This is a genomic window from Kosakonia sp. 1610, assembly GCF_050435845.1.
GTDB lineage: Bacteria > Pseudomonadota > Gammaproteobacteria > Enterobacterales > Enterobacteriaceae > Kosakonia > Kosakonia cowanii.
The window spans coordinates 74,138-88,946 of the sequence record NZ_JBNDKZ010000010.1 but is presented as its reverse complement, the minus strand read 5'-3'; the positions used below and the strand labels follow the sequence as shown (position 1 = coordinate 88,946).

Annotated in this window: 15 protein-coding genes; 1 reads left to right on the top strand and 14 read right to left on the bottom strand. The window is 55.2% G+C overall.

Going from position 1 to position 14,809, the window contains the following annotated elements; all coding sequences use genetic code 11:
* Positions 1–5 precede the first annotated feature (5 nt).
* From ABIC80_RS20760 to gspG, 6 genes are read right to left on the bottom strand one after another with little or no spacing between them, the layout of a single operon-like run.
* Positions 6–530: a hypothetical protein gene (locus ABIC80_RS20760; RefSeq protein WP_429178449.1), complete on the bottom strand. Its 525-nt coding sequence runs from the start codon at positions 528–530 to the stop codon at positions 6–8.
* A gap of 2 nt (positions 531–532) precedes the next feature.
* Positions 533–1,219: a hypothetical protein gene (locus ABIC80_RS20755; protein ID WP_429178448.1), complete on the bottom strand. Its 687-nt coding sequence runs from the start codon at positions 1,217–1,219 to the stop codon at positions 533–535.
* Entirely contained in the window at positions 1,197–2,834 is a 1,638-nt protein-coding gene (locus tag ABIC80_RS20750; RefSeq protein ID WP_232045061.1) for a GspE/PulE family protein, read from the bottom strand. Before ABIC80_RS20750 ends, ABIC80_RS20755 begins: the two co-directional genes overlap by 23 nt.
* Positions 2,834–4,012, bottom strand: coding sequence for a type II secretion system F family protein (locus ABIC80_RS20745; RefSeq protein WP_094419498.1), 1,179 nt, complete (start codon positions 4,010–4,012; stop codon positions 2,834–2,836). The genes ABIC80_RS20750 and ABIC80_RS20745 overlap by 1 nt, the downstream gene beginning before the upstream one ends.
* Positions 4,000–4,455, bottom strand: a complete 456-nt coding sequence (locus ABIC80_RS20740) for a transglycosylase SLT domain-containing protein (RefSeq protein WP_225975698.1) — start codon at positions 4,453–4,455, stop codon at positions 4,000–4,002. Before ABIC80_RS20740 ends, ABIC80_RS20745 begins: the two co-directional genes overlap by 13 nt.
* Positions 4,456–4,469: 14 nt before the next feature.
* Positions 4,470–4,892 carry a type II secretion system major pseudopilin GspG gene (gene gspG / locus ABIC80_RS20735; RefSeq protein ID WP_042712149.1) on the bottom strand — a complete coding sequence of 141 codons (423 nt, stop codon included), beginning with the start codon at positions 4,890–4,892 and terminating at the stop codon, positions 4,470–4,472.
* A gap of 233 nt (positions 4,893–5,125) precedes the next feature.
* Here gspG and ABIC80_RS20730 point away from each other — a divergent pair, with 233 nt between their 5' ends.
* Positions 5,126–5,809, top strand: coding sequence for a response regulator transcription factor (locus tag ABIC80_RS20730; protein WP_034814117.1), 684 nt, complete (start codon positions 5,126–5,128; stop codon positions 5,807–5,809).
* 98 nt (positions 5,810–5,907) lie between these two features.
* Here ABIC80_RS20730 and ABIC80_RS20725 read toward each other — a convergent pair whose 3' ends face one another.
* The 8 genes from ABIC80_RS20725 to yajC all read right to left on the bottom strand — a co-directional run bounded on the left by ABIC80_RS20725 (position 5,908) and on the right by yajC (position 14,795).
* Positions 5,908–6,684 (bottom strand): lytic polysaccharide monooxygenase, encoded by a 777-nt coding sequence (locus ABIC80_RS20725; RefSeq protein WP_429178447.1) that lies wholly within the window; start codon positions 6,682–6,684, stop codon positions 5,908–5,910.
* Positions 6,685–6,881: 197 nt separating this feature from the next.
* Positions 6,882–8,450 (bottom strand): PKD domain-containing protein, encoded by a 1,569-nt coding sequence (locus ABIC80_RS20720; RefSeq protein ID WP_429178446.1) that lies wholly within the window; start codon positions 8,448–8,450, stop codon positions 6,882–6,884.
* A gap of 168 nt (positions 8,451–8,618) precedes the next feature.
* Positions 8,619–9,827, bottom strand: a complete 1,209-nt coding sequence (locus ABIC80_RS20715; RefSeq protein ID WP_429178445.1) for an ATP-binding protein — start codon at positions 9,825–9,827, stop codon at positions 8,619–8,621.
* 195 nt (positions 9,828–10,022) lie between these two features.
* Positions 10,023–10,742 carry an Hpt domain-containing protein gene (locus tag ABIC80_RS20710; protein ID WP_429178444.1) on the bottom strand — a complete coding sequence of 240 codons (720 nt, stop codon included), beginning with the start codon at positions 10,740–10,742 and terminating at the stop codon, positions 10,023–10,025.
* A 12-nt stretch (positions 10,743–10,754) separates the two neighbouring features.
* Positions 10,755–11,372, bottom strand: coding sequence for a response regulator (locus tag ABIC80_RS20705; protein ID WP_263753130.1), 618 nt, complete (start codon positions 11,370–11,372; stop codon positions 10,755–10,757).
* 233 nt (positions 11,373–11,605) lie between these two features.
* A complete protein-coding gene (gene secF, locus ABIC80_RS20700; RefSeq protein WP_094419490.1) occupies positions 11,606–12,577 on the bottom strand; it encodes a protein translocase subunit SecF in 972 nt (323 codons plus the stop codon).
* 10 nt (positions 12,578–12,587) lie between these two features.
* A complete protein-coding gene (secD, locus tag ABIC80_RS20695) occupies positions 12,588–14,435 on the bottom strand; it encodes a protein translocase subunit SecD (protein WP_076769460.1) in 1,848 nt (615 codons plus the stop codon).
* Positions 14,436–14,462: 27 nt separating this feature from the next.
* Entirely contained in the window at positions 14,463–14,795 is a 333-nt protein-coding gene (gene yajC, locus ABIC80_RS20690) for a preprotein translocase subunit YajC (RefSeq protein ID WP_023481946.1), read from the bottom strand.
* Positions 14,796–14,809: the final 14 nt, after the last annotated feature.

Below are 14,809 nucleotides of genomic sequence, written 5' to 3'. Positions count from 1 at the left end.
TTCACTCAGAGCCGGGGGTTGTTGGGATAGATGACTATCAGCGTGGCGTTGACCGCCCATTTCTGGCTGAGCTCCTTTGACGGCGTGTGGTTTTGCAACTCAACTCGCGCCGGGATAGCCTCCAGACGGGTGCTGAAATCGAGCAGCGCCTCAAGAGAGATCGCTTTGACCTGCAGCCGCACCACTTTTTTCTCCGGCTCAACGCTGACGTTCATGATCGCTACATCGGGCAGGAGTAATTTCGCCAGCGGATTCAGCATCGCCACCACCTGCATGGCGGCTCTCGCATCGGGCTGATGTTTTTTCATGCGCGCTGACAGACCGCGAACAATTTCATCCCGCTTCGCCACCGTCTCCAGCAGGTGCTGATGCTGGCGCTGTAGCGCGTCGCGCCGTTGATAATCGTTGATACTCGCCAGCAGCAGCCCGCCGGTCAGCAGCAGCACGACACTCATTACCGGCCAGGCGGCGCGAGGACGGTAGTGAAAACAGGGAGCGGGCCAGCTTTTAAAAGCCGATATGGAAAACATCCTTACTCCCTTGTGGCATCAATATTGTTGAGAAAGAAGTGCGGAACGGCGCTATCCAGCCCCATCAGCCGCGCGGTCTGGGCAACCTGCTGCCGCGCGCTCACGCCCGCGTCATTGTGCAGACACCACGCCTGCTGCCACTGCCCGTGCTGGCGCGAGACAAAGATTGTCGACTGCTCATCACGCAGACAGAAGAGTGCATCGGCAGGGAGTGCGCCGCGCCACGCGCGAAGCTTTTGGTGCAGCGCCACATGAATACCGCCCACACGCAGTTTCCATTTACGGGCGGTGAGCAGTAACGCCTGCCAGAGCGCTTCATCAATCGCCGCCGCCAGCGCCGTTGCGCCGAACTGCACCGAGATAAAGGAGGTTTTACACGCCAGAACATGGCGCCAGAAGGGTTGCCTGGCGGCCTCGGTGGCGGCGAAGCTGCGTAACTCCTCCGGCGTGTTCAGCCCGGGCTGCCAGGGCACGGTAAAGTAGTGGATCCGGCTGCTGCTCAGGCAGAAGCTGAGCTTTCCCCACCAGGGCAATCCTGAGGTGTGGGCGCGTAACAGCTGGTCGAGCGCCTCATCCAGCGCGGTCTGTGCGGTTAACGCCTGTTCGCCAAGCACCCGGTTGCCCCGGCGCAGCACCAGCCGCTGCGGATGAATGTCGCACTGCAACTCAGGCGGGAGGAGTGATAACACGGTTGATCTCCGAAAAAGTGGTTTTGCCCTCCAGCACCGCGCGAATGGCAACGTTATGCAGCGGGACAAAGCCTTCTGCTAAAGCGATTTCGCGCATCTGGCGCACCGAGGCGCGCATCTGGAGCGCCTCTTTCATCCTGTCGCTGAACGGCAAAACTTCCGCCAGCGCCAGCCGGCCACGAAACCCACTCTGTCGGCAGGCCGGGCAGCCGCGCCCTTTACGCCACACCGGCGTCAGGGTGTGTAGCGCGCTCTGCTGCCACTGATGAAGATCCTGCTCGCTCGGCTGCGCCTCCTCCAGGCACTGCGGGCAGATGCCGCGCACCAGCCGCTGGGCCAGCACGCCGCGTAGCGCGGAGAGCAGGCTGTTGGCATCGACGTTCATATAGAGAAAACGCTCCAGCACACTGAAGACATCGTTGGCGTGAACGGAGGAGAGCACCAGGTGCCCGGTGAGCGCAGCCTGCACGGCGATGCCGGCGGTTTCGCTGTCGCGGATCTCACCGACCAGAATGGTGTCGGGATCGTGGCGTAATATGGCGCGCAGGCCGCGGGCAAAGGTCAGCCCTTTTTTGTCATTGACGGGAATTTGCAGCACATCGTTAAGCTGATACTCAACCGGATCTTCAATGGTGATGATCTTATTGTCGCCGGTGTTCAGCTCGCTCAGCGCCGCGTAAAGGGTGGTCGATTTGCCGCTGCCGGTCGGCCCGGTGACCAGCACCATGCCGTGCGGCTGGTGGGTTAACAGGCGGATTTCGCGCAGCGTATGGTCGTCAAAACCGAGCGTTTCCAGGCTCAGGGTGCTGCTATGGGACTTGTCGAGCACGCGCAACACGGCATCCTCGCCGTGAATACCCGGCACCACCGAGACACGAAAATCGACCGGGCGCTGGTGGATCATCGCTTTAAAGCGACCATCCTGGGGAATGCGCCGCTCCGAAATATCCATGCTGCTCAGCACTTTAATGCGCGAAATAATCTGACCGGACGCCTGAATACCAGGGCAGTGACGAATAGCGTGAATGACACCATCAACGCGGTATTTGACCGCCAGGCCGTCCGGCGCGGCGCTCAGGTGGATATCGCTGGCGCGGCTCTGGATCGCATCATAGAGCGTGGCATTAACCAGCTTGATAATCGGGTTGCTCTCACTGGCGATATTGCCGGGGGTGATCTCAAGGATCACCTCATCTTCGCCCTCTTCATTTGCCTGCTGCTCAAGCTGATCGAGCGTGCGCTGCTGGCGGGTCAGCGCCTCAAGCTGCTCGCGTAACCAGCCGGGCGAGGCAATGGCAAGCGTAACCGGCAGCCGCTGCGCCCACTGGCGTAGCGCCAGCGAAAAGGGATCGCTCAGCAGCAACCACTGGCGATCGCGCCAGCACACCGGCAGGACATGCATCGCCAGCGCGTCATTGAGGGGAATATGCTGAAAATCGACGGTGACCTCATCCTCCGCCTCCGGGGCAAAGAGCGCGATACCGAGTGCCGCGGCAAGCGCGGGTAGCGCGGCGGGTTCGGCGTCAATCAGCTTCTCAAACGCCTCGCTGCGCCCGGCTTCATCAACTGCCAGCAGGTCATCAATCAGGGTGGAAACTTCCGGCTGCGACATCATCAGGACATACTCCCGGCCATCTCAAAAATGGGCATATAGAGCAGAAACACCACCAGACCGACGATGCCGCCGACGATCATCATCAGTAACGGCTCAAAAATGCGGGTGAAGGTGTCGATGGCGCGCTCCAGCGCCTCGTCATAAAAGCCCGCGATGCGTTCGCACATACCGGCTAACTCCCCGCTGCGCTCGCCGACTTGCAGTAAACGCATCGCCACCGGGGTGGTTAAATGCTGGCTTTCCAGCGACTCCGAAACGCTCTTGCCCGCCATCACATGCTCCACCACGGTGTTGAGCTGGGAGTGGTGGCTGACCGGGATCACCGACTGGGCAAGGCGCAACGCATGGGTAACCGGTACGCCGCCATCGAGCAGCAGACCAAGGGTGCGATAGAAACGCACCAGAATGGTGAGGAACTGTTGCTGGCGCAGCTGGGGGATTTTCATAGCAGCGCTCATCAGTAGCTGTTTGGTCCAGCTCTGTTTACACACCACGATCAGCGCGCCAATCGTGGCGATGGTGCCCATTAACAGCTCCGGCCCCGACTGCTTAACCAGCTGTCCCCACCACAAAATCAGCTCGGCGCTGCGGCTGAGGGTATTCACCCCTTCAAACACCTGTGAAAAGCTGGGCACGATAAAGCCCAGCAGGAAACAGACAATCAGCCCGCCAACCGTCAGCACAATCAGCGGGTAGGTTAAAGTGCCGCGAATGCGCTTACGCAGCTGTTCGAGGCGCTGTTCATAGAAGTGGTAGCGTTTCAGGGCGTTGGCCAGTTGGCCGGTTTGTTCAGAAGAGGCGACGGTATTGACTAACAGCGGTGGAAAAATGTCGGGCTGGGCGGCCATCGCCTGGGATAACTGGCTCCCGGCGTAGAGCTTCTCCAGCAGCCCCTCCAGCATCTCCAGCGCCTGTTCATCGCTGGAACAAGCGCAGAGTGTCTCGATCGCTTCGGTCACCACCAGCCCGGCATCCAGCAGCGCCATCAGCTCCTGCGTAAAGAGCGTCAGCGAGACGCGCTTTGTCGGGTGCTGAACCTGTTGCGCCACGCGCAGCACCACATAGCCTGCCTGTTGTAACTGGTGTCTGGCTGAAATGGGCGTATCGGCCTGGGTGCGGATTTTTTTGCGTTTACCCTTTTCTAAATAGGTCACTTCCCAGGTGCTCATTTTTCCCATGCCGCGAACTCCTTATCGTTACTTTTCAGCCCCTGATAAATACGCGCCACTTTTTGGCTATAGCGCAGGCGAGCTAAATGCGTTTTCCTGTTACGGGCGTTCCCGGCGTTATAGGCGCCAACCGCTTCCCAGTTATAACCAAACTGGCGAATTTGCCCGGCCAGCACCCAGGCGCCCGTTATTACGTTTTGGCAAGGGTTAGTAATAAGCGAGCGCGCGGTGATGTGATATTGCCTGAGCTGCGCAAAATGCTGGCTGTTGATCTGCATTAAGCCGACATCCGTGGAGCCATTACGATTTTTATGCACCGCCGTTGGTGATAATCCCGATTCAACCACAGCGATCGCTTTTAATAATGCCGGCTCAATACCGTAACGCGCGCCTGCGCGTTGCCAGCAATGCGCTTCAGCGCTATGCCCCGCCAGCAGAATAAGTACCAGCATTAGCCGAATCATTATCAGAAGCCGTAGACAATGGCCTTGCCATTATTATCAGTGGTAGAAATATCCACTTCGTAGACGCTTTGCGATTGTCGACTCGGGTTGTGCCACTGATACTCTTTGCCCCACGGATCATGAGGAATTTTTTGCGCAAGATAGGGGCCGTTCCAGTTATTGACGTTATCGGGCTTCTCAACCAGCACATTTAACCCTTCTGACTCTGAAGGATAACTGCCGGTATCCAGCCGATATTGCGTTAATGCATCGGCAAAGGCATGCATCTGTCGTAACGCGGTTTTTTCTTTTGCCTGATCAACATTGGAAAATAATTTCGGGCCAACAAAGCCGGCCAGCAGCGCAATGATCATTAATACCACCAGCAGCTCAAGCAGTGTAAAACCCTGCTGCTGATTAATCCTAAGGCGTTGTTGATAATTCATGATTCACTTGCTCACTCAAAGAATTGCCGTTTACCGTGGCTATTCTCCCCCGATGCAACAGAGACGAAAGCTGATTGCTCCCGCGGCATTAAAGAATGCTCTACCCGCGCGCGGAAATCTCTTTTCCGTAAAAGGCCGCTGATTTTTCTTACTGGTCAGATAGAAATAACGTCAGGAACGCCGTATGGTGCTTTTGTACTCTTCATTCCTACAGGACGTTGGGAGGATAATTAATGCCAATTAATATATTGATTGCCGATGAGCATACGATAATACGCCGGGGGATGACCTCAATGATTAACTCTCTGAAAGCCAGTAATATCAACACAGAGAGGTTAGATATAGAGGTTGTCGGCGACACACATGAACAAACAGAACTACTGAATATTCTCGCAAATAAACAAGTTGACCTTCTTTTCCTCGGCTACGGGCTGACCACAATTAAAACCGGAAGCCCCTTATCAGAATTAGATGGCATCGCGCTGGTTAAATGGATTTCAGGCCGCTACCCCAAAACAAAAATCATCTTCTTATCTCCGTATAACAACACCAATCTTATTAGAATTGCCCTCGAAGCCGGCGCCAAAGGGTATATCAGCCGTAATACCAGTGAGCGCACATTATGGCGCGCCATGGCCACTGTCTTAATGGATGAAGTCTATATTGAGCGCGGCTTAATGGACTCTCTTTTCCGCCGCGATGCCATCACGCCGCAGGAGCTCTCCACGCGCGAAAGTGAAGTATTACGCCTGCTCTGCCGTGGTCTCTCATTAACCACCATCTCCAGACGTATGAATATCAGCATTAAAACAGTGAGCGCACATAAACTGCGGGCAATGGCGAAACTGAATGTGCGAACCGACTGTCAGCTCTACTGCCTGCTGTTCCAGACGCGGATGTTTGATATCGCGATGTAACTACAAGGCCAGCCATTTCACTTAACACCGCCACTGCGCCAGCGTAATAAAACAAGGCCATCCACTTTGCTGTATGACCTTGTTTTTTCTACCGCACCCTATTTCACTTCGCTCCAGACTTCATGCACACCCGGCTGGTTGCCACGCGTCCACCAGCGCGCCTGATACTCTTTGCCGTTCCACTTCACTCTGTCGCCGCCAACATAGACGGTGTCGCTGTGCCACTGCGCCGGGAGATCGCTCTGGGGATCCTCGTCCGGGGCTGGTGCGGGCGCGTTATGGCCGCCGAAATCGACATCAATCACGTTGTAAAAGGTAGCGCCTGTATCAGCGACATCCCACGCCGCGAGGATCACATGGTAACCCTCCCGTTCGGGGATCGTGCACTCATGAGGCATATCCGGACCGGCGCTGGGCCGAATGTTATTCCCTTCGATATGACAAAATGGCTTGCTCTCAAAAGAGGCGCGCGTCAGCGGCTGGGCAGGGTTCCAGTCGCTCTTCGTCAGGTAGTAATCCCACGATTTGGTTTTGTGCGGCGCGGTATAGGTCCAGGTGAAAGCATGTTTGCCCGCGCTAATAGGATGTTTCGCCCAACGCGTTTCACTCTGCTCATCCAGCCGCCCCATGGAGGCTAATCCCGCGCTGGCGAGATGACCATCCGCAGGCCCTCTACTGGCCGCAGGAAAACCATCAGGCCCTTCAACGCTCTGCATCTCATACAGCGGACCGCTGCCGCAATCTTTATTTTGGTAGCCCATATTGGCATTGCACATATATGCGCGTGATGCCGGGAGAGAGACATAACCATGCGCCAGCGCACCGCCTGCCATACATAATGTAATAACCGCCAGGCCTATTTTTGAATAAGTCATACGTGCTCCGTTTAGTAGGGAAATAGATCCACGCAGTTAAATTAATCGCTTATCGCCCTCGCAGTAATATCAACCTTCTTTTATCCCTTCAGAGGCAGCGTAATAAAGCGAGGAAAATTCCCAGCCGGGACAAATAAAAAAAGGCCGCAATGAAAATATTGCGGCCAAAACATCAAAAAGATTAACTCAACTAGAACTTACTCAATTACCTGCCACACTTCATTCGTGCCTGGCTCATTAGCACGGGTCCACCAGCGTGCTTTATACTGCAGCCCTTTCCACGAGACTTTATCACCGCCGACATAAATCTTATCGTACTTCCACTCATCAGCAGCCACGGGATTATCCGGGATAGTGACGCTGCCCTCCTCCGGCACATGCTTAATGGTCAACGTCAACGGCAGGGAGTCATGCACGCCATCGTTTACCGTCAGATTGAAGACCAGCGTGCTCTCCTGATCCGGCGCATTGAGCGTAAAACTCGCTTTCTGCTGGTTAGCATTAGTCAGTGTCACATGCGGGCCAGAAACCTGCGTCCAGCTCCAGCTAAGTGCTGCACCCTCTGGATCCGTTGATGCCGAACCATCAAGCACCACAGTTGCGGCGCCGGTCACCGTTTGCGGATAAACGGCGTTCGCCACGGGGATATGATTCTCCACTTGCGGTACATCGCCGCCCGCCGCCTGTTTCATCTCATTGAGGTAGCTCACCTGGTCCGGGAAACTGAGCTGAACATTATTGGAGCCAAGCGCCCAGACGAAGACACCGCCGTAACCCTGCTCTGCCTGCCAGGCCGCACGCGTCAGGTTATTCTCTTTGGATTCAACATAGCGGCCTTCCGGCCCCCACTGGGAGTTGATGGTATTGCCGAGAATAATCTTCTTCTTGTCGCCCACCGCACGCGCGTAGTTGGCCATCGCGACGTCATAGCGGAAACGCGGACCGGCGTCATAGGTCATGACATTAAAGAAGTCGAACACATCGCGCCCGGCGGTGAGCAGCCCCAGCACTTCGCCGTGATGCGCCGAACGGGCATCCTCAATAAATGAGCAGTTTTCCATCACCGATGGGCTGGCGCAGGATTCAGGATCGGCCCCGACGTGATAGGTCGTCAGGCTCAGCACTTTACCGCTGTTCGGCCCGAGCAGCGACTTAACGCGTTTCGCGAGGATCAGCAGGTTTTGGTTCTCCTGCGGCGTCAGGCGGGCCACTTTTTCATAGTCGAAATCGATGCCGTCCAGTTGAACCGTGCCTGCTTTCTGAAAACTCGCCATATTGCAGGTTTTATCCCAGTTGGCGCTTAAGCAGCCGCCGACCATCTCTTCCGGCTTCATATCCTTTTTGTAAACCGGGAAGTCGGTTTTCAACAGTTTAACCAGCCCCTGCGCAATCTTTTCGCGGCTCGCGGCATCGGCAATATAGCCCCACATTCTTTCATAGGTCTCCCCCCCGAAAGCAACCAGCATACGTTTAGAGGGCGCAGCCAGCTTGGTCTGTGTCCAGGAGGTATAGGAAGGAGAGAGCCAATACGGGTCATACTCAGCAGGCTTAATGATGTTGTCAGAAGAGGAGATCTCACCATTCTGATTCCAGCCGCCAAAGGAGAGGAAGAAAGTATCAACATTGGACTTCTCTAACTGGGTCGCGGCGTCCTGTGGAAGACCCCAGGATGTCAGGTAACTCATGATGCGGTTATTTTCAGCCGCTAACGCAGATTGCGTCAGTAATACTGAGCCAATCAGGGCAGCTAAAGAGAGCTTTTTCAATGTAACCTCCTGTTACAGGGTAAGTAATTATTCTGTCCTCCATATTAATCCCGGCCATTAATAATCCTATTAGCGCCCTCTTTTCCGGATTGAGAAGCGAGAGGTATTAACAAGGAAAATTCCTGGCAACAATTGATGCTGTTTTTCACTCGCCAATTAGCGCCGCGTTTATATTATCCATTGTGCAATCTCCTGCTGGCTGCAGGGTTTAAATAAACAGCCATCCATCCCCGCTTGCTGGCACTGCTCAATAATCTCTTGCTGGGCAATAGCGGTAAAACCCAACAGCGTCGCACGGGAAATAGCCTGCTGCTGCTCCTGCAGACGAATGGTTTTCGCAAGCGTAAAGCCATCCATCAGCGGCATATTGCAATCCATCAGAATGTAATCAAACGGTTTATGGGCATGCCATGTTGCCAGCGCCTCTTCTCCGCTTTGCGCTTCGATCACCTGGTGGCCGAGCAGCTCAAGCTGGTGGCGCAGCAGCAGCAGGTTTGGTCGGTAGTCATCAACAATCATCACCCGCCTGCCTTTGACGGTCGAAACCGGTATCGCGGGCAGGCTTCGCTGCGCGGGACAAGGGCCATGTGACGGCGGTAACGTGAGTTGCAGGGTGACGCAGGTGCCTTTGCCTGGCGTGCTGTTCAGGGTCAGTTTCCCCGCCATTAACTCGCACAACGCCCGGCAGATGGCGAGGCCAAGACCCGAACCGTTTCGAGCACCATCCTCATGGGGGCCGAACTGTACAAAAGGGGTAAAAAGCCGCGCCTGGTGCTCTGGCGCAATGCCCGGCCCGGTATCGGTGACGCTCAGCGAAACCGCAACCCGCTGTGCATCCGTTATCTGGTGGGAGAGCGTAATGCGGATCTCCCCTTCACGGGTGAATTTAATGGCGTTACTCACCAGGTTGGAGAGGATCTGCTTGTAGCGCCAGGGGTCAATCAGCACCGGACAGCGCGCGCCGCCCACAACCGAAAACCGGAGAGCAAGCTGCTTCTGCTCGCTTGCCTCTTCAAAGAGCAGCACCACGGATCGGGTCAGGCTAACCAGCTCCTGCGCAGAGGGTTCAAGGGGCATATGACCCGACTCGATGCGCGACATATCCAGCACATCACCGACTAACGCCAGCAGATCTTTAGCCGCGTCGTGCGCCACCTCCAGCATCGGCTGGGCACGTTGACTCTGCGCATTCTGTTTAATTTGTAACTCCAGAATGCCCAGGATCGCATTGAGCGGCGTACGGATTTCATGGCTTACCATGGCGAGAAAGTGGTTTTGCATAAGATTTGCGGCTGCCTTCTCATCGCGCGGCAGGTTGTGCCTGCGCTTTCTGCGCTGTGCGAGCCCGTAAAACAGCAGCAGGAGAAGCACGCCCATACATATGGCGCTCAGCAAACCCGCATCATGCCAGCGCGCAGGGAGAGCGGCACGTGCAGGCAGAGAGAAGAACAACAGCCCCGGCACACAAGTAAGCCATAAGAGGCGAGAACATGGATCGCTGCGCATCATCTGCTCCGCTTAAATAGGTTCACCATTAAGAACAGGGAGAGCTATTAAACCGTCAGCATCGCGTTAACAGTGCGCGGGTAACAGCCTCCTACATTGACGAAGCGACGCAAACAGCACTGAAATAAAATTGATGCGCATCTTTTCGCTCTCCTGCGTGCTTATGACCCCGTTATCCAGCAGCGCGGGCAGGCGTTCCATAATGATGCAGCTGCGTCTGGCGTGGCTCATGCCCAGCAGATGCCAGGAGGATTTCATTCGGTGGGCGATGTCAGCGATTGCCGTGAACGGCGCCTGCGCAGGCAGGCTGGCGAGGTGCTGGATATCGTCATTAAGTGTCTGAATTAGCACCGGGATCATCGCGTTAACTACCGCCTGCTGCCCGCCGGCAAGCGCGTTTAGCTCACTGAGGTTCAGCATCGGTGGCGCGCTACCGGGCAAGGTGTCGGTTATCGGTAAAGGAAGCAGCCTGTCAAAACCGTTAAGACGCAGCAGAGAGGGATTTAAGGTTTCCAGGGTTGCGCTACAGGCCAGCAGCAGCGCTGGTGGCGCGAAGGTGCCGATCAGCCCGGCCGCCAGCACCCTGTCGATAAGCATCAGGCCCGGAGTGGGTTGATGGGTTAAATCAATCAGTAAGGCGTTCCAGTGCCGGGAGCGCAGCGCGCAAATGGCAAATTCACCCTCAATGACGTCGATCTTATTAAGAACATCTTGCTTACACTGCTGCGTTAAACGCTGCTGTTGCGATGCGCTAAAGGTGACGAGCAGGTTTGCTGGCTTCTTCATCTTTATGTCTAATCAGCTGGCCAGCCCAAGCTGTTGCAGCTGTTGATAGAGCTCATATTCGGAGGTGACGCCGAGCTTGCGCATTGCGCTCTTTTTTTGTGCGCTGACGGTCTGTTTGGTGCGGTTAAGGCGGGTGCTGATATCGCTCACCGTTAAGCCGCGCAGCAGCAGACGCAGCACTTCACTCTCTTTTGGCGTCAGGCTGATGCCGCTCAAGGCCGGTGCGTCGGCGGAGGGTTTGCTGGGGGCAAACGCGCCGGTGAGCCCTTTTATAAAATGCACTAACTCCGTTGAGAGCCCCGCTTTACTGAGCACGGCATGTACGCCGAGCTGGCGTAACGCGCGCTCAATTCCAGGGTTGTTGATCATTGTCACCACAATAATCACCAGTGCGGGCCAGCGCCGCTTAATTAGCTGAATAAGCGCAAGGCCATCGTTATATTTATCCCCTGGCATACTGAAATCGGTAATCAGAATATCGATATCATCACGTTCGAGTTTGCTTATTACGTCATCAGTGGTGAGCGCTTCGTCAACAATGTGATATTGCCCGGCAAGCGGTGTGAGTAATGCGCGCAGCCCCATTAAATAGATGGGGTGATCGTCTGCTATCAGGATCTTTTTTTCCATTACCATGCTTACGGATGTTGAGGTGGCATCGTCGTTACGAGAGTGGCGGCTACTCTAGCAAAAACCTTCCGGTGGAGGGTGAATATTTATTAGTAATAACGCAAGAGAAGTGAATAAATTTGCAGAAATAATATATATAACGAATAAAAATAATTAACCAATAAACGCTATGTATATTTCAGGCAAAAAAAAACCGCAACGTTACGCTGCGGTTTTTTATTATTGCTCGTTTGTTACGGCAGAATCGAGGGCTGATCCGCGCCCTCTTTTTCCACTTTCTGCTGCAGGAGATGCTCGCGCTTCATCCCAAGTTTCAGCGCCAGCGCTGAAGCAACATAGATGGAAGAGGCCGTACCGATAGAGACACCGATCAGCATCGTCAGCGAGAAGCCTTTCAGCATCGCGCCACCGAAGAGATAGAGCATCAGGATCACTACCAGCGTTGTGCCGGAGGTGATCAAGGTACGATGCAGCGTCTGCGTCAGCGAGATGTTGAAGATCTCATACGGCGTACCGCGACGGATCTTACGGAAGTTCTCACGGATACGGTCCGATACCACGATACTGTCGTTGAGCGAGTAGCCGATCACCGACATCAGCGATGCCACGATGGTCAGATCCACCTCGATCTGGAACAGCGACAGCACGCCCATGGTAATGATGACGTCGTGCGCCAGCGCGATAACCACGCCCGCCGCCAGACGCCATTCAAAACGGAAACCGACATAAACGAGGATGCTGATCAGCGCCACCAGCAGCGCCATGCCGCCGGTTTGTGCCAGATCCGCGCCTACGCTCGGGCCGACGAACTCAATACGCTTCACGGCGGCATTCTGGCTGGTCGCTTCGTTAATCACGCTAACCACTTTGCTGCCCAGCAGCTGCCCGCCGTTATCGCTCTGCGCAGGCGGCATGCGTACCATGATGTCGCGGCTGCTACCGAAGTTTTGCAACAGCGGATCCTGGAAGCCCGCTTTCTCCAGCGCTTCGCGCATTAAGTCCATATCCGCCGGTTTCTCCAGCGAGATCTCAATGACCGTACCGCCGGTAAAATCCAGGCCCCAGTTAAAGCCGCGAACACCCATCACAACGATGGAGAGGATCAGCAGCGCGCCGGAAATGATAAAAGCCCAGTTGTCCCAGCGCATAAAGTCCCAGACTTTACGGCCATGGTTCAATTGTTCAACAGTATAATCCTGTGCCACAACGCACTCCTCAGATAGACAGCTTGTTAATGCGTTTGCCGCCGTACAACAGGTTGACGATGGCACGGGTACCGACAATAGCGGTGAACATGGACGTCGCCACACCGATACCGGTGGTGATTGCAAAGCCTTTGATTGAGCCAGTACCGACCGCGTAAAGGATAAGCACTTTGATCAACGTGGTGATGTTGGCATCGAAAATGGACGAGAACGCGCCCTGATAACCTTCGTGAATCGCCTGCTGTACGGATCGCCCGTTGCTCAGCTCTTCTTTGATACGTTCGTTTATCAGTACGTTAGCATCCACCGCTACCGCAAGGGTTAGCACGATCCCCGCAATCCCCGGCATGGTCAGTGTTGCACCCGGCAACAGGGACATAATGCCGACAATCAGCACCAGGTTCGCCAGCAGCGCTGAGGTCGCGATCAGGCCAAACTTCTTATAGAAGAAGAGCATGAAGATGATCGACACCGCCAGACCAGCCAGACACGCTTCCAGACCCTGAGTGATGTTCTGCGCCCCAAGGGTTGGACCGATGGTACGCTCTTCCACGATCTGAATCGGCGCAATCAACGCACCCGCGCGCAGCAGCAGTGACAGCTGACGCGCTTCGTTGGCGTTTTCGATACCGGTAATACGGAAGCTGTTGCCAAGGCGAGACTGGATATTGGCGATGTTGATCACCTCTTCCTGCTTCACCAGCACCGAACGACCGTTAGCATCTTTTTTACCGCTGTCTTTGTACTCCACAAACAGGGTCGCCATCGGTTTATTGATGTTGTCCTTGGTGAAGTTAGACATGATGTTACCGCCCGCGCTGTCCAGTGAAATATTCACCTGCGGCACGTTGTACTCATCCATACTTGAGGTTGAGTCGGTAATGTGGTCGCCGGTGAGGATCACGCGTTTGTACAGCACAACTGGCCGCCCATCACGTGTCTCTTTCACTTCGGAATCACCCGGAATACGGCCATTTGCCGCAGCGGAAGCATCGACATTGGTGTTAACCAGACGGAACTCAAGCGTAGCGGTCGCGCCAAGGATCTCTTTCGCGCGCGCCGTATCCTGAATACCCGGCAGTTCAACCACGATGCGGTCAGCGCCCTGGCGCTGCACCAGCGGCTCGGCAACACCAAGCTGGTTTACACGGTTACGCAGGATATTGATGTTCTGCTGAACAGCATATTCACGGGCTTCGCTCAGGCGCGCATCGCTCATCACCACGCGCAGCACGTTATCGCCCTGATTAGAGAAGACGAGATCGCGATGACGGCCGGTCAGGTAGGTATTCGCCTGGTCGCGCGCCGCGCTGTCGCGGAACTGAATGCTAAGACCATAGTTATCTTCCTTACGCACGGTGGAGTAAGGAATGCCTTTTTCCCGCAGATCGCTGCGCAGGCTGTCGATATTCTGTTCCTGCAATTTGCCCAGTGCCGTTTGCATATCCACTTCCATCAGGAAGTGAACCCCGCCACGCAAGTCGAGGCCGAGTTTCATCGGTTCCGCTTTCAGGAGGGAGAGCCAGCGAGGCGTTGCCGGTGCGAGGTTGAGCGCGACAACATACTTGTCGCCTAATGCGCTAAGCAGGACTTCGCGGGCGCGCAGCTGGGTGTCGGTCGATTCAAAGCGAGCAAGTACCGTGCCCTCTTCCATCGCCACAGATTTCCAGCTGATCTTTTCTTTTGTTAGTTCGTTCCGGACCTGGATCAGAGTTTGTTCGCTGGCGGCGACACCGCGCGCGCCAGAGATCTGAACAGCCGGATCCTCACCATAGAGGTTGGGAAGTGCGTAAAGCAGGCCGACGATAAGGACGACGACCAGCATGATGTACTTCCACAAAGGATAACGGTTTAACACGGCAGTTCCCTTTGGGAAAAACGAAAATTACAGCGCCTTCATGGTGCCTTTCGGCAGAACGGCAGCTACGAAGTCACGTTTGATTACCACTTCAGTGGTGTCGTTCAGTGCGATAGCAATGTAGCCGGTTTCCGCTACTTTGGTTACGCGCCCAACCAGGCCACCGTTGGTCAGCACTTCATCGCCTTTCGCGATGGAGTCCATCAGCTTTTTATGCTCTTTGGTACGTTTTTGCTGCGGGCGCAGGATCATGAAGTAGAAAATCAGACCAAATACAACCAGCATCAGGATCAGAGACATCGGGCTGCCCTGTGACGGCGCGCCAGCTGCCGCTACCGCGTCAGAAATAAAAAAGCTCATTCAAATTCCCTCAT

Excerpts from the sequence above, each read along its gene's own strand:
- gspG (WP_042712149.1), bottom strand. The coding sequence starts at position 4,892 with ATGAATTATCAACAACGCCTTAGGATTAATCAGCAGCAGGGTTTTACA.
- ABIC80_RS20705 (WP_263753130.1), bottom strand. The coding sequence starts at position 11,372 with ATGGAAAAAAAGATCCTGATAGCAGACGATCACCCCATCTATTTAATG.
- ABIC80_RS20745 (WP_094419498.1), bottom strand. The coding sequence starts at position 4,012 with ATGGGAAAAATGAGCACCTGGGAAGTGACCTATTTAGAAAAGGGTAAA.
- ABIC80_RS20750 (WP_232045061.1), bottom strand. The coding sequence starts at position 2,834 with ATGATGTCGCAGCCGGAAGTTTCCACCCTGATTGATGACCTGCTGGCA.
- ABIC80_RS20740 (WP_225975698.1), bottom strand. The coding sequence starts at position 4,455 with ATGCTGGTACTTATTCTGCTGGCGGGGCATAGCGCTGAAGCGCATTGC.
- ABIC80_RS20730 (WP_034814117.1), top strand. The coding sequence starts at position 5,126 with ATGCCAATTAATATATTGATTGCCGATGAGCATACGATAATACGCCGG.
- yajC (WP_023481946.1), bottom strand. The coding sequence starts at position 14,795 with ATGAGCTTTTTTATTTCTGACGCGGTAGCGGCAGCTGGCGCGCCGTCA.
- ABIC80_RS20725 (WP_429178447.1), bottom strand. The coding sequence starts at position 6,684 with ATGACTTATTCAAAAATAGGCCTGGCGGTTATTACATTATGTATGGCA.
- ABIC80_RS20760 (WP_429178449.1), bottom strand. The coding sequence starts at position 530 with ATGTTTTCCATATCGGCTTTTAAAAGCTGGCCCGCTCCCTGTTTTCAC.
- ABIC80_RS20715 (WP_429178445.1), bottom strand. The coding sequence starts at position 9,827 with ATGGGCGTGCTTCTCCTGCTGCTGTTTTACGGGCTCGCACAGCGCAGA.
- ABIC80_RS20710 (WP_429178444.1), bottom strand. The coding sequence starts at position 10,742 with ATGAAGAAGCCAGCAAACCTGCTCGTCACCTTTAGCGCATCGCAACAG.